We start from the raw sequence: 20442 nt of genomic DNA on the forward strand, positions 1-20442 counted from the left end.
TGTAAACACTAATGTCGACAATACGTTCGCCACATTAGCCTTTCACACCACATGTTTTGGCAATGAAACGCCGGACAAGACCGGCGGAACAGCACCCCAAGGGCAACGATGGCACAAGAACTGGACCTCCTCATCACCGGCGCAGAGATCATCACGGCAGCGGACCGTTTCAGCGCAGACATCGGCATCCGAAACGGCGTCATCGCCGCGCTGGGAACAGATCTCGGGCCCGCGCGGGAAACCATAGACGCCGGCGGCCTGCTGGCCCTGCCGGGGGGCGTCGACGCGCACTGCCACCTGGATCAGCCCCAAGGCTTCGGCCTGCGCATGGCCGATGATTTCGCCAGCGGCTCACGCTCGGCGGCCTGCGGCGGCACCACCACCATCATCCCGTTCGCCGCGCAGATCAAGGGCCAATCCCTGCGCGCGGCCGTGGACGACTACCACCAGCGCGCCAACGGCAAATCCTGCATCGACTATGCCTTCCACATGATCGTCTCGGATCCGGCGCCCGCGATCCTGGAACAAGAGCTCCCCGCGCTGATCGACGAGGGCTATACCTCGTTCAAGATCTACATGACCTACGACGACCTGAAGCTCAACGACCGCCAGATCCTGGACGTGCTGGACGTCGCCCGCCAAGGGGGCGCGCTGGTCATGGTGCACGCGGAAAACTCCGATTGCATCAGTTGGCTGACGGACCGCCTGGCCGCTGCAGGAAAAACCACGCCGCAATACCACGCGACCTCCCGCCCCCAGGCCGTAGAGCGCGAAGCCACCCACCGGGCCATCACATTCTCTGAACTGGTCGACGTGCCGATCCTGATCGTCCACGTCTCGGGCAGCGAAGCCATCGAACAAATCCGCTGGGCGCACCAGCGGGGCCAACGGATCTTCGCCGAAACCTGCCCTCAATACCTCTATCTCACCGCAGAGGATCTGGGCCACGGACACTACGAGGGCGCCAAATGCATCTGCAGCCCGCCGCCGCGCGACAGCGCCAACCAGGACGCCGTCTGGCAGGGCCTGGCGCAAGGCACCTTTTCCGTTTTTTCCTCGGACCACGCCCCGTTCAACTACGACGATCCTCAGGGCAAGAAACTCAAGGGCCGCGAACAGAAATTCCAATACATTCCCAACGGCATCCCCGGGCTGGAGACACGCCTGCCCCTGCTGTTTTCAGGCGGCGTCAACGGCGGACGCATCAGCCTCCACCAATTCGTTGCGCTCACGTCCACCCAGCCGGCGAAGCTCTACGGGCTTTATCCCCGCAAAGGCTCGCTCATGGTGGGCTCCGATGCAGACATCGCCCTCTGGGACCCCAAGCGCCAGGTCACCATCCGCAACAGCATGCTGCACCATGACGTCGACTACACCCCCTACGAGGGGCGCACGGTCACAGGCTGGCCCGTCATGACCCTTGCCCGCGGCAAACTCGTCAGCAAGGACTTCGAGTTCGTCGGCACACCCGGCGCGGGCGCATTCATGCGTTGTGACAAACCGATGCTCTAAGGCGCCTCCGAATACGCACGAAATACGCAGTATCCATACTGGCATATAGCGCGTCCGCCGCTTACGAGGCGTGCTTTTTTGTTTCGTATCAATGGCTTGAAAACAAGGCAAAGGACAGGCAGCAGCACGCCTGCCCCTTTAACTCTTATAGAAGACTGCCTATAATTCAGGATTGATATATTTCATTCAAGATCATCCAAGGACCATCATGACCGATCGCATCTCCAGCCATGGACTCCAGATCGCCGCTTCTCTGCATCAGTTTCTCGAGCAAGAAGCCCTGCCGGGTACGGACGTACAGCCGGCCGCTTTCTGGGAAGGCCTCTCCGCAATCATTCATGACCTGGCCCCCAGGAACCGCGCCCTGCTGGCCGAACGCGACCGCCTCCAGGCCGCGCTGGACGGCTGGTACACCCAGCATCCCGGCCCCATCGCCGATCCGGCCGCCTACCGCGCCTTTCTGAAGAACATCGGCTACCTGAAGGACGCGCCCGAACAGGTCGCCGTCACCACCGCCGACGTCGACACGGAAATCACCGCCCAGGCCGGCCCGCAACTGGTCGTGCCGGTGATGAACGCCCGCTACGCCCTGAACGCCGCCAACGCCCGCTGGGGCAGTCTGTACGACGCCCTGTACGGCACCGATGCGATCTCCGAATCCGACGGCGCCACCCGCGCCGGCGGCTACAACCCGGTGCGCGGCGCGCGCGTCATCGCCTACGCCCGCCAGTTCCTGGACGGCAGCTTCCCCCTGGCCCACGGTTCGCACAGCGACGCCGCCGGCTATGCCGTCGTGGACGGCGACCTGCGCGTCACGCTGCGCGGCGGCGCCGTCACCGGCCTGGCCGACGCCGGCGCCTTCCAGGGCCACCGCGGCGACGCCGCCGCCCCGCAGGCCCTGGTCCTGCTGCACAACGGCCTGCACATCGAAATCCAGTTCGATGCCAGCCACCCCATCGGCAAGACCGACTCCGCCCACATCAAGGACGTGGTCGTCGAGTCGGCCCTGACCACCATCATGGACTGCGAGGACTCCGTCGCCGCCGTGGACGCGGACGACAAGGTCCTCGCCTACCGCAACTGGCTGGGCCTGATGAAGGGCGACCTGACCGAGGACCTGGTCAAGGGCGGCAAGACCATCACCCGCCGCCTGAACCCGGACCGCGAGTACACCGCGCGCGACGGCAGCGCCGCCACGCTGCACGGCCGTTCGCTGATGTTCGTGCGCAACGTCGGCCACCTGATGACCAACCCGGCCATCCTGGACCGCGACGGCAACGAAGTGCCCGAGGGCATCCTGGATGCTGTCTGCACCTCGCTGATCGCCATCCACGACCTGAAGGCCCGCAAGAACTCCCGCACCGGCTCAATCTACATCGTCAAACCCAAGATGCACGGCCCCGACGAAGTCGCCTTCGCCGACGAAATCTTCGGCCGCACCGAACAACTGCTGGGTCTGGCGCCCAACACGATCAAGATGGGCATCATGGACGAGGAACGCCGCACCAGCGTCAACCTCAAGGCCTGCATCGCCGCCGCCACCGAACGCGTGGCCTTCATCAACACCGGCTTCCTGGACCGCACCGGCGACGAACTGCACACCTCCATGCGCGCCGGCGTCATGGTGCGCAAGCACGACATGAAGGCCCAGACCTGGATCCAGGCCTACGAGCCCAACAACGTGCAAAGCGGCCTGGAATGCGGCCTGCGCGGCCACGCCCAGATCGGCAAGGGCATGTGGGCCATGCCCGACCTGATGGCTGCGATGCTGGAACAGAAGGTCGGCCAGCTCAAGGTCGGCGCCAACACCGCCTGGGTGCCCTCGCCCACCGCCGCCACCCTGCACGCCCTGCACTACCACCAGGTCGACGTGGTCGCCGTGCAAAAGTCCCTGGAAAACCATCACGAGGACTACACCGACCGCATCCTGACCGTGCCGGTCACCGCCGCGCCCACCTGGACGCCCAAGCAGATCCAGCAAGAGCTGGACAACAACTGCCAGGGCATTCTGGGCTACGTGGTGCGCTGGATCGACCAGGGCGTGGGCTGCTCCAAGGTCCCCGACATCCATGACGTGGGCCTGATGGAAGACCGCGCCACGCTGCGGATCTCCAGCCAGCACATCGCCAACTGGCTGCTGCACGGCGTCGCCACCCGCGCGCAGGTCGAAGAAACCCTGCGCCGCATGGCCGCCGTGGTGGACAAGCAGAACGCTGGCGATGCCGCCTACGAGCCGATGGACGGCCACTTCGACACGTCCTGCGCCTTCAAGGCCGCCAGCGACCTGATCTTCAAGGGCCTGGAACAGCCCAACGGCTACACCGAGCCGCTGCTGCACCACTGGCGCCAGGTGAAAAAGGCGGAACTGGCCGCCAAGGCCTGACCGCTGCCGCGCAGCCGCCCCGCTACAGAAAAAACCGCCGGACCAGCCATGGTCGCGGCGGTTTTTTCATTTCAATTTTTTCATTTCAATACGGCGTCAATGGAATAAACCACCCGCCTGGACTGTTTACCGCAGGTCACCCCCACACAAGGAGAACTGCCATGATTCGTCCCGCTTCCCTCTGGATTCTCGGTCCGGTGCTGCTGGCCGCCAGCGCCACGGCGCAGGCGCAGGCCCCGGCCACCGCCATGAACGGCATGCTGGTCGGCCCCAACCAGATGACGCTCTATGTCTTCGACAAGGACACCGCAGGCTCCGGCAAGAGCGTGTGCAACGGCGGCTGCGCCGCCAACTGGCCGCCCCTGATGACGGCTGCGGGGGCCTCCGCCACCGGCGACTGGAGCGTGGTCGTCCGTGACGACGGCAGCAAGCAATGGGCCTACAAGGGCCGGCCGCTCTACTACTGGAGCAAGGATGCCAAGCCCGGCGACAAAACGGGGGACGGCCTCCTCGACAATGCCTGGCACACCGCCAGGCCCTGAACACCGTCCCGCGTGGACATCGACGCCGCCATCGCCCACATCCCGCGCCTGCGCCGCTATGCGCGGGCGCTGATGGGCGACGCCGCCCGCGCGGACGACCTGGTGCAGGATACGCTGGAACGCGCCTGCCAGAAATGGGCGCAATGGCGCCCCCCCGACGCAGCATCGGCGGACCAGGTCCAGGCGGCGCTGCGCGGCTGGCTGCTCACCCTGATGCACAACCTGTTTGCCAACCAGTGGCGGCAGGCGGCGCATCAACGCACGGTCGGCTGGGACGAAACCCTGGCATCCGGGCATGATCCCACCCCGGACATGGGGCTGCGGCTCGACCTGGAGCGCGCGCTGACACTGCTGGCCCCGCAAGCGCGCGAGGTGCTGCTGCTGGTGGGAATGGAACAATACAGCTACGCCGAAACGGCGCGGATGCTCGACATCCCCATCGGCACAGTGATGTCCCGCCTGGCGCGGGCGCGCGAACAGTTGCGGCGCCTGATGGAAGGAGAAACGCCCCCCCGGGCCTCATTGAAGGCCGTGAAATGAAGGAACGCGATCAATGTCCATGAACCGCCCCGACGAGACCGCACTCCATGCCTGGGTGGACGGAGAACTCGAGCCCAAACGCGCTGCGGAGGTGGCGCAATGGCTGTCGGAACACCCCGACGAGGCGGCCCGCGTGGCCGCCCTGCAGGCGCAATGCGCCGGCTTGCGGGCCTTGCGGGCCGAGATGCTGGACGAGCCGGTGCCGCCCCGGCTGCGCTACGCACTGCGCCGGCCGCCGCTGCAATGGCGCTGGCCGCACGCACTGGCGGCCGGGGTGATGCTCAGCCTGGGGCTGGGTTTGGGCTACGGCCTGGGCGGCCGGGAACCGGGCGCCTCACCGCCACAGGCGAGCGTCCTGGCGCAGTTGCCGGTCTTCGTGCGAGAGGCCGCCGCAGCCCATGCGGTCTTCGTGCCGGAACAGCGCCACCCCGTGGAAGTCGCGGCGCAGCAGCAGGCACACCTGGTGCAATGGCTGTCCAAGCGGCTGGGGGTGCGGCTCAAGGTGCCGGTACTCGATGCCCAGGGCTTCCACCTGATCGGTGGCCGCCTGCTGCCAGGCGAGGCCGGTCAGGCGCGTGCGCAGTTCATGTACCAGGATTCAGCCGGCACGCGCGTGACGCTGTACGTCTCGGTGCTGTCGCGAGAAGACGCGGACGCTGCGGCGCCCGTGGCCTTCCAGTGGGCCGGCGATGCGTCGGCCCAAGGTTTCTACTGGATCGACGGGCACCAAGGCTACGCGGTCAGCGCCGCCTTGCCGCGCGAACGGCTGCACGTGCTGGCCGAGTCCATCTACCATCAGATGGACTGAACACAGCGGCAGGCCCTCGCAGCGCCTCAGGCGTCGCCCCAGACCTCGCGGGCGGTTTCGACCACCAGCCGCAGCTTGGCGCGCTGATCCTCGACCGCCACGTTATTGCCATGCACCGTGCTCGAAAAGCCGCATTGCGGCGACAGGGCAAGCTGTTCCAGGGGCGCGTGCCTGGCCGCCTCGTCGATGCGGCGCTTCAGATCGTCCTTGGATTCCAGGGCGCCGAACTTGGTCGTGACCAGACCCAGCACCACGATCTTGCCGGCCGGCAGGAAACGCAGCGGACGGAAATCGCCGCTGCGGTCGTCATCGTATTCCATGAAATACGCGTCCAGGTTCATTTCCGACAACAGCGCCTCGGCCACGGGCTCGTAGTTGCCCTCGGCGGCATAGGTGCTCTTGAAATTGCCCCGGCACAGATGCATGGCCAGCACCATGCCCTCGGGCTTGCGCGCCACCACCCGGTTGATGAAACCGGCGTAGCGGTGCGGCAGTTCGTTGGGGTCGTCGCCACGCGCCTTGGCGGCCTCGCGCATGCGGCCGTCGCACAGATAGGCCAGGTTGGTGTCGTCCATCTGGACGTAGCGGCAGCCGGCGTCGTACAGGCTGCGCAATTCCTGGCCGTAGGCCTCGGCCACGTCCTCGTAGAAATCGGGATCCAGTTCCGGATAGGCCACGGCGTCGATGCCGGCGCGTCCGCCCCGGAAATGCAGCATGGTGGGCGAAGGGATCGTGACCTTGGGCGTGTGGCCTGCCGAGACCTGACTCGCCAGATATTCGAAATCAGCACGCTGGATGTCGCGCGCATGGCGCACCTTGCCGGTCACCAGAATCGACGGCGGCGCCAGATGCTCCTTGCCGTCCGCCCCCGTCACCACCTTGGGATCGTCGGTGGTCACGCCATCGAGCCGCCGCAGGAAATCCAGGTGGAAATACGTGCGGCGGAATTCGCCGTCCGTCACCGATTTCAGGCCGATGTCCTCCTGGAAGCGCACGACCTCGGCAATCGCGCGGTCCTCGACGGCGCGCAGGGCGGCGGCATCGATTTCGCCCCGGGCATGGCGATCACGTGCCTCGAGCAGATAGACGGGCCGCAGGAAGCTGCCGACGTGGTCGGCGCGAAACGGCGGAACAGAACGTGCAGTCATCATGATCTCCTGGATGGACAAGAGTTCAGTGTACTGAATATGTACTGAAAATCCAGCCGGCAGGCCGGGCAGAGGAGGCCGGGGCGCGGAGGAACCTGATATGCTGCTTGCCTGAACCCGCCAGGTCTTCCCTTCCCCTGTACAACATGCGTCTCTCCAGCCTCGTTCGCCGCGCGTCGAGCACGTCGCCCCTCGCCGGCATCGCCCTGGTGATTCTGGCCTCCTGGTCGCTTTCCACGCTGGACACCAGCGGCAAATGGATCATGGCGGCCGGCCTGCCCCTGGCCTTTGTCTGCTGGGTGCGGTTCACCGTCCACCTGGCCCTGGTCGCCGCCCTGATCCCGGCTTCGGAACTGCGGGCGGCGCTGCGCCCCAAACGCCCCTACGCTCAGCTCCTGCGCGGCACGGTGATGGTCACCGCAACCTTCACGTTCTTCACCGCCCTGCAGCACATGCCGCAGGCCGAGGCGACCTCCATCAACTTCCTGGCCCCCCTGATCATGCTGGCCTGCGCGCCGTGGATCCTGCGCGAACCCCCCCGGCTGTCGCGCTGGGTCGCCGCCCTGGCCGGCTTCGCCGGCATCCTGATCATCATCCGCCCGGGCAGCGGCCTGGACCCGGTCGGGGTGTCTTTCGGCCTGATGACCGCCTTGCTGTTCTCGGTCCAATACGTGTGCACCCGCCTGGTCGCCGTCGACAGCCCCATGACCACCCTGGTCTGGAGCGGCGGCGTCGGCACGATCGCCCTGACCCTCGCGCTGCCCTTCATCGTGCCGGCGGCCTGGCCCATCCTCAGCACCTTCGGCCCCCTGGAATGGCTGGTGATGATCAGCACCGGCTTTTGGGGCTCTCTGGGCCACATCCTGCAGATCCAGGCCTACCGCCTGACGCCCGCCTCCCTGCTCGCCCCCTTTCTCTATCTGCAGATCGTCGCGGCCTCGATCCTGGGCTGGCTGGTCTGGGGCGATTTTCCCGACGCCCTCACCTGGCTGGGCATCGCGGTGGTCTGCGGCAGCGGCATCGTGATCGGCATCATCGAATGGCGGCGCGCGCCGGCGGCGGATGGCGCCGCCGCATCTCCTACAATCCCGTCCACCCCCCGCTGACATCCGGGACGCGGGTTTTCAAGGACGACTCTTTTGCCATCCCATTCGATTGCCGTGATCGGCGGCGGCCCGGCCGGGCTGATGGCGGCTGAAACCCTGGCGGCGGCGGGCGCCTGTGTCGATCTCTACGACGCCATGCCCTCGGTGGGCCGCAAATTCCTGCTGGCCGGACGCGGCGGGCTCAACCTGACCCACGGCGAACCCCTGCCCGCCTTCCTGTCGCGCTACCGTGAACAGGCGCCCTGGGTGGGGTCCTGGCTGGCCGACTTCGGTCCGCAAGCCCTGCGCGACTGGGCGCACGGCCTGGGGGTGGACACCTTCGTCGGCACCTCGGGGCGGGTCTTTCCCGCCGGGATGAAAGCCGCGCCGCTGCTGCGCGCCTGGCTGCAGCGTCTGCGCGCGCAAGGCGTGCGCGTCCACGCCCGCCATCGCTGGACGGGGTGGGATGAATCCGGCCAATTGCGCTTCTCCACGCCTGCGGGCGAAACACATGTCCAGGCCGATGCCGTCATCCTGGCCTTGGGCGGCGGCAGTTGGTCCCGCCTGGGATCGGACGGCGCCTGGGCGCCCCTGCTGGCGGGAAAAGGCGTGGACATCATGCCGCTGCAGCCCGCCAACTGCGGGTTCCATGCGGACTGGAGCGCGCATTTCCAGGAACACCACGCGGGCGAGCCGCTGAAATCGATCGCCGCCCGTGTCCTCGACACCGCCGCACCGGACGCCGCTGCGCCGGACACCCACGCCCCCTGGCAGCGCGGCGAAATCATGCTGACCCGGGACGGCCTGGAAGGCGGGCTGGTCTACGCCCTGTCCGCAGGCTTGCGCCAGGCGCTGGACCGCACCGGCGAAGCCGTGCTGGCCCTCGATCTGCTGCCCGACCGCGAGGCCGCCTGGGTGGCCGGGCAAGTCCTGTATCCACGCGGCGCCAAGTCCTGGTCCAGCCATCTGCGCTCGCGCCTGAACCTGCACGGAGCCAAGGCCGGCTTGCTGCGGGAATGCCTGGGCAAGGAGGACTACGCGGATCCCGCCCGGCTGGCGGCGGCGATCAAGCAACTGCCCGTGCGGCTGAACGGCATGCGTCCCATGGACGAGGCCATCAGCACGGCAGGCGGCGTCCGCTCGCAGGCCATGGACGAACGGCTGATGCTGCGCGCCTTGCCAGGCGTCTTCTGCGCGGGCGAAATGCTGGACTGGGACGCCCCCACCGGCGGCTACCTGCTGACCGCCTGCTTTGCCGCAGGCCGCGCCGCAGCCCGGGGAGCGCTGGCTTGGCTGCATTGACGCCGCCCTTGACGACGCCCGCCATCCTGGTGATGGACGCCTGCGTCATGATGTCCGGCCTGCAACGCCGCCTGATGCTGGCGCTGGGCGCATGCGGCCTCTTTCAACCCGCCTGGAGCGAACGCATCGGCGATGAATGGATGCGCAATGCCCGACGCCTGTGGGACATCCCGGCGGAAAACCTGCAAGCCGACTGGGACGCCATGCAGTCCGCCTTTCCCGGCGCCATGGCGCACGAGGTCGATGAGTACAAGCAGGGGCTGCGCTACAGCGACCCCAAGGACTGGCACGTCATCGCCGTCGCCCGGGAAATGCGCGAACGGCATCCCGACAGCCCCGTGGAAATCCTGACGCTGAACCTGAAGGACTTCAACCGCTCCGAACTGCGCCGCCTGGGCTTGTCCGCGCTGACCCCGGATCGCAAACTGGCCGCCTGGTGGCCGATGCACGAAACCCAAATCCACCAGGCCATCGCCGACATCGATGCGGTCGCCCCGCCCCCGGGCCGCCCCCGCGTGCCCATGCGCGAACGCCTGGGCCGCGAACGCATGCTGCTGCTGCGCCGTTTGATGTCGGACTGATTGCCCGAGGCGCCCCGGGCGCGGCGGCTTATCCACGGGCACAGTCCGGACGAAAACAAGCATGCGGGGCTTTCGAATAATCCATTTTATAAAAACTCACAAAAACCAGCGACAAACACCCTGTTTGAATTCCAAATAATAATAAATGTTAATTCCAAAAAGACGTTCTCCAATGAAACGCCCGGAGAAATATTAAATTGTGTCAACAAACGTCAAAATGCCGTTTGAATGACTGATATTCTGGAAAACACAAATAAATTGTTGATATAGTCCCTTTGTTTTAAAAAATTACACTTGTCCAAATAAAGAAAAATGCTTGACTGGACAGTGACAGGGCAGACAAAGGGATTGCAGATGCCGGCCAACATTCTCGGTAAAAAATCGGGTCACACGGAAACCGTCGACGCCAATGTGATACACATTGCGGCGCCATCGATCATTCAACTGAAGATCGCACCGGAGCAGGTCCGGTCGTTCGTGCGCGAAGGGCAGGACCTGAAGATGACCCTGCTCGACGGCAAGGTCATCGTCATCCAGAATTTCTTCGTCAAGGACGCGGACAATACCCGCAGCGACCTGGTGCTGGAAGACGACGCCGGCGTGTTCTGGTGGGGGCAGTACCCCGAACACTGGGATGAGTTCCACTTCACCGAAATCGACAACGACGTCGTCGCTGCGATTCGCCCTGGCTGTGGGCGGGCCTGGGGCTGCTGGGCATCGGCGCCGCGGCAGGCGGCGGGGGTGGTGGGGGCGGCGGCGGTGATGGCGGCGGCCTTGGCCAGCCCGCACCGCCCGTCGCCGACCATGACGCCAAGATCGGCAAGGCCGGCGAAACCCTCACCGGCGATGTGCTGCTCAACGACCGCGACCCCGGCGGCAATCCGCTGCGCGTCACCGGCATCCGCGTCGATATCGACGGCGACGGCAAGCCCGAGAGCTTCACGCCGGGCAACACCCCGATCGTGATCGCGGGCATGGGCCGGCTTGTGCTGCGCCCCGACGGCAGCTATGAATTCACCCCAGACGCGGGCTGGAACGGCAAAGTGCCGCCCATCGACTACACGATCGACAACGGTAAGGGCGGCTCGGACGAGGCGACCCTGAATCTGACGGTCCAGCCCCTGGTGGAAACGAACGAGGACGCCACCGTCACGATCGATCCGAAGGACAACAAGCTGATCGAGGGCGGCAATCCGGTCATCACCGAAGTCGTCGACAAAGACGGCGTGTCCCAGCCGATCACCCCGGGCGACAGCGTCACCGTGCCGCACGGCACCGTCACGATGGAGCCGGACGGCACCCTGACCTTCACCCCCGACGGCGACTGGCACGGGGACACCACCATCGAATACACCGTCACGACCGTCGACGGCACCGAAACAGGCACGACCCACGTGACGGTCAAGCCGGTGGACGACGTCACGGACGATGCCACGACGACTCACGAGGACACGCCGGTCGACATCGACGTGCTGAACAACGACAGCTTCGAGGGCGACCACCCCAGGGTCACCCACGTCGAGGGCGTCCGCATCATCAACGAGGACGGCACCCCGGTCACTGAAGCCGACGGCATCACCCCCATCACCGTCACCGTGCCCAACGGCACCGTCACCCTGAACCCCGACGGCACCCTGAAGTTCACGCCCAACGAGAACTGGCACGGGGACACCAGCTTCGAATACACCGCCAAGACCGATACCGGCGTGCCGGAGACCGCCACCGTCACCGTCACGGTCAATTCCGTCAACGACGCGCCCTCCGGCGCGGACAAGACGCTGACACTGCCCGAGGACGGCAGCCACACCTTCACCGCAGCCGATTTCGGCTTCAGCGACCCGGTCGAGAACGACGCGCTGAAAACCATCATCATCGACACCCTGCCGGGAGCCGGATCGTTGACGCTGGGCGGCGTGCCGGTCGTAGCCGGGCAGCAGATCCCCGTCGCTGACATCGGATCGCTGGTCTACACCCCCGCCCCCGACGCGCACGGCGCAAACCACGCCAGCTTCGACTTCCAGGTGCAAGACGACGGCGGCACGGCCAACGGCGGCCTGGACACCTCGGCGACGAAAACCATCACCATCGACGTCACCTCCGTCGCGGACGTGACGGACGACACGGCGATCACCCCCGCCGGCATCCCCGTCGTCATCGATGCGCTGGCCAACGACAGCTTCGAGGGCGCCAACAAGACCATCACGCACATCAACGGCACGGCGATCAGCACCGGCGATACGATCACCGTCACGGGCGGCAGCGTCACGCTGAAGGCAGACGGCACACTGGAATTCACCCCGGACAGCGGCGTGGCCGGCGACGTCAATTTCACCTACACCGCCAAGACGGACACCGGCGTCGAGGAAACCGCCACCGTCACCGTCACGGTGATCGGCGTGGACATCGTCGACAACACAAGCCCCGGCGCCCCGGGCACCGGCGACAACGTCCTGGCCAGTATCGACGATCTGGAACACGTGAAGATCAATGGCCAGATTCCCCCAGGCGGCGAGTTGGTCAGCCTGACAGTGACGGACGGCACGACGACCGTCACCATCGACCCGGCCACTGTGACCCCCAATGCCGACGGCGGCTTCACCACGACCACGGACCTGAGCGGCCTGCAGGACGGCAATCTGACCGTCACGATGGAAGCCAAGAACAGCAGCGGCGACTCCGCCACGGTCACCGACACCATTCTGAAGGACACCGTCACACCGGTGGCCATCAACCCGATCACCGTGGTTGACGGCACGGTGCCCACCATCACCGGCACGGGCGAACCGGGCGCCAAGATCATCCTGACCATCGACGGCGTCGAGTCCGGCGAAATCGCGGTGGGCGGCGACGGCACATGGGTCCACATCCCATCCGATCCGCTGGACGCCTCCAAGGAAATCGTGATCTCGGCCGACGCCGAAGACCCCGTCGGCAACACGAACAGCACCGGCCGCAAGATCGCCGGCCTGGCGCCCGAAGACCTGGAGCCGGGCGACGACGCCCACGTGCTGGTGCACGAGTCGGGCCTGCCGAACGGCTCGGACAAGGACGCCGACACCGAGTCGGCCACGGCCACCCTGAAGATCGGCACGAGCGAAGGCGACATCGATCATCTCGTGATCGGCGGCAGCCTGTCGGGCAGCACGATCAGCGGCGGCGCCACCATCACTCTGGCGCAATTGCAGAACATCGGCACGACGCCGATCGCCCCCATCACCACGACCTATGGCACCCTGACCATCACGGGCTACGACGCGACCACCGGTACGGTCACCTACACTTACACGCTGGACGCCAACAAGACGCACACCACCGCCGGCCCGGACATCCTCCGCGAGGACATCCCGATCGCCGTCAAGGACAATAACGGCGACACGCGCATCAGCAAGATCGTGGCGGGCGTGGTGGATGACGTGCCGGAGGCGAACGATGACTCCGCCGTCACCCTGAGCGAAGGCGGCGCCACCGTCGGCCACGACGCGGGCACGGATACCTGGAGCGCGGGCTCCGCCAACCTGCTGGACAACGACACCCAGGGCGCGGACGGCGCGCGCGTCCACCAGATCACCTACGTCGGCCGCGACGGCACCGAAAAGACAGCCACGATCGCCGACGGCGGCAGCCAGACGGTGGACACCCAATACGGCCAGCTCACCGTCCACAGCGACGGCACCTGGAAATACACCTCGGTCGATTCGGCCAACCACGACAAGACCGGGGGGCACGACACCACGCTGGACGACAGCTTCAGCTACACCCTGATCGACGGCGACGGCGACATCAGCAACAAGGCCACCCAACCTATCACCGTGACGGATACGGTGCCGGAAGTCGGCACGCCCGCCACCAACACCGGGATCGACGAAGCCCACCTGGCTGCGGGCAGCGAGCCCGGCCTGGGTCCGCTGACGGTGAGCGGCAGCCTGGCCGTCACGCCGGGCGAGGACGCCATCGACACCACCTTCACGGACGGCGCCGCCGGGACCGACACAACGGTCGGCAAGCTGCTGGACAAGGCATGGACCTCGGGCGGCATCCCCCTGGAATACGAGTTGAGCAACGACGGCCACACGCTCATCGCTTACAAGGGCACAGGCCGTACCGAGGCCGACAAAATCTTCACGGCCAACATCACCGATCCCACGAACAGCAGCGCGGGCTACGAATTCACCCTGAACGGCCCCCTGGATCATAAGGGCGCGACCGATCTGGACCTGGAACTCGGCTTCACTGTCACCGACAGCGACGGCGATACCGACACCGGCGACTTCACCGTCAAAGTCACGGACGACGAACCGAAGACAGCGACCGCCGAAACTGTCGACGAAGACGGCGACAAGACCTTCACGACCTCCGCCGACGCCAACCCGGAAAACACCACAATCTCCCAGGATGGCACCGACCTGACCGGGACGGACAACGGCAAGGGCGGCAAGGACTACTCCACCGACCACGGTACCGTCACCGTCAACGCCGACGGCACCATCACCTACACGCCCGACACAAACTACAGCGGCGAGGAAAAGTTCACCTACCATACGGACGATGGCTCCGGCACGCCCAAGAGCACCGAGGTGACCATGACGGTCAACCCCGTGTCCGATGCGCCTGATCTGGGGGATGACACGAAGGACCTCGATACCTTGGAAGACACCTCGGTGGCGCTGGGGCTGAAAACACCGGTCATCCAAGACGACGGAACCGGCACGGGCAACAACCCGACCCCCGAACGCCTGAGCGAGATCACGCTGACGATCAGCGGCGATGGTGCGACCGGCGTCACGCTGAGTACCGGCGGGACCACGCTGACCCCAGCGGGCGGCAAGATCACCATCGTCCTGACCGACGACCCGAATTACCACGTCGTCGGCGTACCGGCCGCAGACACGGCTAACGGCATCTATCATCTGACCACAGCCGAATACGAAGCGCTGGTGGCGAACCCCGCCCCTGAAAGCGGCAAGAACTTCACCGTCACCGTCAGCGCGACCAGCCACGAGGTGGACGCCAGCGGCAATATTCTTCCAGGCGTACCCGGCGCCACTAGCATCCAGGCCATCGACGTCGATGTGCAGGCCGTGACCGACGGCGCAACGCTGCAAATCGACGGCGGAAACAGCTACGACGTGACGGTGGCCGAAGAAGGCACCACCATCGATCTGGGCGCTCTGCTGACTCCCACCTTGGGCGATTCGGACGGCAACACCGGCGCCGACACGGACGGCAGCGAAACGTACTGGTACACCATCTCCGGCCTGCCGGAGGGTACGGTCGTCACTATCGATGGCGTCGCCACCACCATCAGCGCGACGACGCTCACCGCAAGCTCCGCAGTCAAGACATCCGCCACACCGCCGTCCATCACCATCACGCCGCCCAAGGATTACAGCGGCGACCTCACAGGCATCAAGATCACGCTGAACGCGAAGGACACCGACGGCGATTCGACCGGCACGATCAACACCTCCAGCAGCGAGGTCACCCTGAACCTGTACGTCACCCCAGTCGCGGGCGACGTCAGCGCCACGGGCGTGACCACGCCGGAAGACACGGCCGTCGCCTTCCTGAAGAACGTCACCGTAACCGACGGCGGCGATGGCACGGAAGTCATCGATTCCATCTCGTTCGATCTTCCGAGCGGCTGGACGACAGACTTCCCCTCGGGAAATCTGAGCACCGATGGCTGGGAAGTCACGAATACAGGCTCCTCTTACACGATCACGTTCAACAATGACGGCAGCGGCGGCATAGTATTGACCGAAGCCCAGCGCGAAGCCGTTCTCGACGACTTCAAGGTCACACCGCCCGCGCACAGCAGCAAAGACGCGACGATCACGCTGTCGATCACAACGACTGACAGCGGCACAGTCAACGGCAGTACCATCAGCGACACAGCCACGGTCGAACGCGACGTCAAAATCACCGTCACGCCCGTCGCGGAAACCACGGACACCGACACTGCAGGCCCCGCCGGCAACGACGTGACCATGACAGGGGGCCATGACTACACGACCCCCGGCGAAGAAGACGCATGGTTCAAGCTGGGCCAGGAAGGCGGCTTCGACCTGAAGACCGGCTGGAGCAACGAAGACCCGGGGGAAAAGACCTACGCCAGCCTGACCCCGGTGCTGAAGGCCGGCGACGGCGACCTGCCAAATGCCATCGGCTCGCAATTCAAATGGACGGACACGGACGGGGAGCACATCGCCACCTACACGGGCGATCCCATCCTCGTCCCCGTCGATGCGCTCTCGACTCTTGAGTTCAAGGCCGCCCCCAATTTCTCGGGCATCTTCGAGATCGAGGTCAAGGCGCACACAGTCGATCCGGGCGACGATGCCGATGACGCCGAGGTCTCCCATACCTCGGACGAGGTCGCGTGGCTGAAGAACGTGCTCATCGCCCCCAAGGCCGACGAAGTGACCCTGGCCATGAGCCCCGCCAGCGGCAAGGAAGACAGCGAGATCCCGCTGTCGATCCGGCCCACCAGCTCGGACTCCGGAGAAACCTTCGACGTCACGATCTCCGGCATCCCGGACGGCGCGGTCATCACGTATGACGGCGCCGCGCTGACCGTGACCGGCGGCAAAGTGACGATCGTGAACTTCGACAGCGGCAAAGCGCTGACCATCCGGCCGCCCGAGAACAGCAACGACAACTTCACGCTGAAGGTCTCGGCGGAATCGGTCGATACCCTGATCGTGGATGGCGATCCCAATTCGCCCTACACCAGCAGGAACCCCACCACCGAACTCGACCTCGCCGTCACCGTCACCGGGGTGGCAGACGCGGCCACGGTGGACATCACATCGTCGATTCCCGACTACACCGAAGCCGGCGTCGATGGCGGCACGACCCCCGTCAAACTCGGTGATCTGGCCACCATCGAACTGACCGACAAGGACGACGGCTCGGAAACCCTGACCATCCGCGTCAGCGGTCTGCCCGAGGGTTTTTCGCCCGACATGGGCACATTGCTGGATCCCGCCGCCACCGGGGCGGCCCGCGTCTGGGTGCTGACGGAAGCGCAGTTCGCCGCCGCCACGCTGAAGGTGCCCGCCAACTACAGCGGCACGATCACGTTCAAGATCGCCGCCGTCACGACGGAAAACGACGGCAACTCGCTGACGGGCGAGCCCAAGGACGTGACGATCAAGATCACCCCGTCTCCCGAGGCGACGACCACCGCCAGCGCCACGCTGGAGGAGGACGTGCTCAGCAACATCGGGCTGGAGATCGTCCACCAGAACGGCGACACGGACGAGACGCTGACCAGTGTGCGGATCGCCGTGACTCAGGCCGAGGGCGGACCCTTCACCCTGTACCTGGGCGATGGCCCGGGCGCCAAGACGCTGGCCCAGGCGCTGGTTGACGGCGACATCTCAACGGTCACCGACAGCGGCGTGACGTATTACGTGCTGACCGGCGCGCAGGCGGGCCAACTGGCCGCCCAGGGCGACGCCCATCGCGACGGCAACCTGAGCGGCTTCGACTTCCAGTTCAAGATCACGGACGATCACTACGGCAACACCCCGTCCGGCGCATCGACCACCAGCGATTGGCAGGATGCCCATTTCGGCCTGACGGCCACGCCGGTCACCGATGCCCCCAAGGCCAGCATCACGGACATCACCGGAACGCTGGGCTCCACGACCGCAGCCGAGGAGGTCGCCGGCGACGACGCCACCAATGAAACCGTCACGCTGACGGCGGCCGACACCGTCACCGTCCACCTGCAAGTCACGTCCCCCGACACGGACGGCAGCGAACACCTGATCCGCGTCGTCATCGATGGCGTGCCCGACGGCGTGACCGTGAAGGGCGGCGAATTCATCGGCGGCGGCCAATGGCTGCTGGTGTATGACGGCGCCGACGCAAAACCCATCCCCGGGGGCGGTGTGCAAGTGCCGGTCGAATTCGTGGTCAACGGCTTCGCGGGCGGCCTCATCAACCATGAGATCACCCTGACCGCGCAGGTCCAGGATCGGGGCAATACGGCCACGACGACGGCTGTCGAAGAAGACTCCGTCACCTGGCGATTGACGACGGACTTTGGCAAGGGCGGATCCGACGATCCGGCGACGATCATCACCTGGGAATACAACGACGCCCCGGCGACGGAAGACGCGGCCTTCAGCCTGTCGGACATCATCACGGCGGGGGTCACCGTGAATGATCCATCCGCCAGCAACGTCTTCACCGTCACCCTGGAGAATCTGCCCGAGGGCACGCAGGTCGACGGCATGATCCGCACCACCATCACGGATGCCGGCGGCACCCGCGAGGTCTGGTCGAAATCGGTCATCGGCCCTGCCGGTGCCACGCAAGGCGACATTGATGCGCTGCTGAAAACCCTGATGGACGGCATCAAGATCACGCCGCCGGAAAACTCCAACGAGAATAATGCGGCGGGCGACTTCAAGTTCGACGCCAAGCTGACCACGTCGATCGCGGGCGGCAGCAACAGCAATGTGGAAAACATCACGGCCGACGGCGCCGACACCGGCACCGGCGACAAGCCGCTGGTGGTGCCCGTCGATCCGGTCACGGACAATGCCGTCATCGACATCCGGCTCGACACCAGCATCGAAACGGATGAGCTGAACGAATCCGACAGCAGCATCCCCATCACCCTGACCGTCAGCAACGCCGCCGACGGCGCGGCCGGCAGCATCGTGGACGGCACGCTGTACCTGCAGATTTCCGCGGACAAGGCTGATCTGCAAGGCGGCGCCTTGACCATCGGCGGCGTGACATACACGCTGGAAACCGTTTCAGGCGTCTCCGGCGTTCCCAACGGTCAGTACTACGTCGTCCATGGCGTGGCCATGGGCAGCACCTTGCAGGCGGTGTACACCCCGGGCGTCAAAATGACCGGCGGCACGGTCACGGTCGATGCCTGGGTGCGCAACGAGGAAACCGGCAGCACGCCCGTGACCTCCAAGGGCGCCGCCGACCTGGTCGTCAACATCAGCAACGATGGCGTGACTGTCACCCACAACGAGTCCTCCGGCAACGAAGTCGCCATCGGCGCGACGGGCGACAAGTCCGTCAAACTGGATATCGCCGCCGTCCTGAACGACAACGACGGTTCGGAAAAGATCATCTCCGTCCTGCTGTCGAACCTGCCCGACGGCTTCCTGGTGTTCACCGGCGCCGATCCCGGCTCGGCCGCCCAGGCGGCCAACGCGGGCGGCGACGGCACGCACAATACCTGGGTCATCCCCCTGAATCCGGACGGATCCCTGCCCGCCTATATCGGCATCCTGCCGCCGCCCCATTGGAGCGGTACGCTGGCTGACCTGAAACTCGTCGTGGAGTCGGGTGAAACAGCGCTTTCCGGCACCAAGATCGAAACGACCGATCTGGCCGATGTCACGATCATCCCGGTCGCCGACGGAGTGGACCTGGCGCCGACGAATTCCTTCGGCGCCGAGAACACCCTCATCAAGCTGAACCTGAACGCCACGATGCAGGACCCCAACGATGCCACGGTCAAGAACGCAGACGGCACTGTTGTCATCGCGGCAGATGGCAGCGCCGAAACCACGACGCTGAGGCTGACCGGCCTGGGCGAGCACGCCTCGTTCTACGTGGGTGACACGCTGCTGGACGCCAGCCAGATCACCTACGACGCCGGCACCGACACCTACACGCTGACCGGCCTGAGCCAGGCGGACCTGAACACGCTGGGCTTGATGCAGGCGGCGTCCGCCCTGACGGACCAGAATGCGGGCATGGCCGGCGTGCAGATCACGGCGGAAGCCTGGACGGTCGAAAGCGGCAACGCGGCGGAATCCACGCACGTCACCAAGGACATCACGCTCAACCTCTCGGAGCAATACAGCACCCCCGGCGACGATTCCCTGATCTGGACCGGGAACGCCATCGACGGCCGCTCCGGCACGGACACCGTCCACCTGCGCGCGGGCGAAGACCTGACGGGCGCAGATCTCGCCGCCAAGCTGAGCCACATCGAGATCCTCGACCTGGGCATCGGCGGCGCGAACGCGATCACCGGCCTGACCCCGGATCAAGTGAAGGCTATCCTGGGTTCTGGCGGCGAACTGACGATCAAGGGCACTTCGGACGATTCCGTCGCGCTGGATGGCGCCTGGATCAACAACGGCGGCATCTGGACAGGCACGCTGGCGGACGGCGCGACCACCATCACCGTGAAGGTCGAAGGCGGCATGACGGTCGACACAGCGTCCGTCAATGCGGGCTTCGCCCCCATGGCCCTGTCCCTCGACTTCCCCGACGCCCCGGCGGACGGCAGCGACGATCCCTCGGCCTTCCTGTTTGCGCCCGAGGGCGGCTTGCCGGCACTCGACGGGATGCTGACGGCAACGCCCGACGAAACGCCGGACCTGCTGGACGACTGGCTGCCGGGCCAGGCGCCCGGCAGCGACACTGCGCCTGCATCAGGCACGGACACGGCCGCCGACAGTGCTTCGACCTACACGGACTACGTACCCGAAGCGTCCCTTCCCGAAGACGAGCTGGAGCATAGCCTGGCCAACGCACACGCCTTGGCTTGA

Annotated in this window: 10 protein-coding genes and 1 pseudogene; 10 read left to right on the forward strand and 1 reads right to left on the reverse strand. The window is 65.8% G+C overall.

All coding sequences use genetic code 11. The annotated features are described in order from the left end of the window. The first annotated feature begins 108 nt into the window (after positions 1–108). From hydA to ACFO0J_RS12860, 5 genes are all read left to right on the forward strand, one after another. Positions 109–1512, forward strand: coding sequence for a dihydropyrimidinase (hydA, locus tag ACFO0J_RS12840; RefSeq protein ID WP_376813481.1), 1404 nt, complete (start codon positions 109–111; stop codon positions 1510–1512). Positions 1513–1720: 208 nt separating this feature from the next. After that, on the forward strand, positions 1721–3895 hold the full coding sequence (locus ACFO0J_RS12845) for a malate synthase G (RefSeq protein WP_376813482.1): 2175 nt from the start codon (positions 1721–1723) through the stop codon (positions 3893–3895). A 161-nt stretch (positions 3896–4056) separates the two neighbouring features. After that, on the forward strand, positions 4057–4437 hold the full coding sequence (locus ACFO0J_RS12850; protein WP_376813483.1) for a COG4315 family predicted lipoprotein: 381 nt from the start codon (positions 4057–4059) through the stop codon (positions 4435–4437). A 12-nt stretch (positions 4438–4449) separates the two neighbouring features. Beyond that, positions 4450–4977: an RNA polymerase sigma factor gene (locus ACFO0J_RS12855; protein WP_376813484.1), complete on the forward strand. Its 528-nt coding sequence runs from the start codon at positions 4450–4452 to the stop codon at positions 4975–4977. A 13-nt stretch (positions 4978–4990) separates the two neighbouring features. Further along, positions 4991–5785 carry an anti-sigma factor family protein gene (locus ACFO0J_RS12860; RefSeq protein ID WP_376813485.1) on the forward strand — a complete coding sequence of 265 codons (795 nt, stop codon included), beginning with the start codon at positions 4991–4993 and terminating at the stop codon, positions 5783–5785. Positions 5786–5811: 26 nt separating this feature from the next. On the opposite strand, the gene ACFO0J_RS12865 is transcribed toward ACFO0J_RS12860, so the two are convergent. Further along, positions 5812–6933: a 5-methyltetrahydropteroyltriglutamate--homocysteine S-methyltransferase gene (locus ACFO0J_RS12865; RefSeq protein ID WP_376813547.1), complete on the reverse strand. Its 1122-nt coding sequence runs from the start codon at positions 6931–6933 to the stop codon at positions 5812–5814. Between the two features lie 146 nt (positions 6934–7079). Here ACFO0J_RS12865 and ACFO0J_RS12870 point away from each other — a divergent pair, with 146 nt between their 5' ends. The 5 genes and pseudogenes from ACFO0J_RS12870 (at position 7080) to ACFO0J_RS12890 (ending at position 20442) form a co-directional block, all read left to right on the forward strand. After that, positions 7080–8039, forward strand: coding sequence for a DMT family transporter (locus ACFO0J_RS12870; protein ID WP_376813486.1), 960 nt, complete (start codon positions 7080–7082; stop codon positions 8037–8039). Between the two features lie 33 nt (positions 8040–8072). Next, the gene (locus ACFO0J_RS12875; RefSeq protein ID WP_376813487.1) at positions 8073–9320 is read left to right on the forward strand and encodes a TIGR03862 family flavoprotein; all 1248 of its coding nucleotides are present in this window, start codon (positions 8073–8075) and stop codon (positions 9318–9320) included. Beyond that, complete coding sequence (locus tag ACFO0J_RS12880; RefSeq protein ID WP_376813488.1) at positions 9308–9901, forward strand: PIN domain-containing protein; 594 nt, start codon at positions 9308–9310, stop codon at positions 9899–9901. Before ACFO0J_RS12875 ends, ACFO0J_RS12880 begins: the two co-directional genes overlap by 13 nt. A gap of 354 nt (positions 9902–10255) precedes the next feature. After that, positions 10256–10552, forward strand: a pseudogene (locus ACFO0J_RS12885) (BapA/Bap/LapF family prefix-like domain-containing protein); the annotation flags it as partial. 164 nt (positions 10553–10716) lie between these two features. Further along, positions 10717–20442: an Ig-like domain-containing protein gene (locus ACFO0J_RS12890; protein ID WP_376813548.1), complete on the forward strand. Its 9726-nt coding sequence runs from the start codon at positions 10717–10719 to the stop codon at positions 20440–20442.

The organism is Castellaniella hirudinis (genome assembly GCF_042651965.1).
Taxonomy (GTDB): domain Bacteria; phylum Pseudomonadota; class Gammaproteobacteria; order Burkholderiales; family Burkholderiaceae_B; genus Castellaniella; species Castellaniella hirudinis.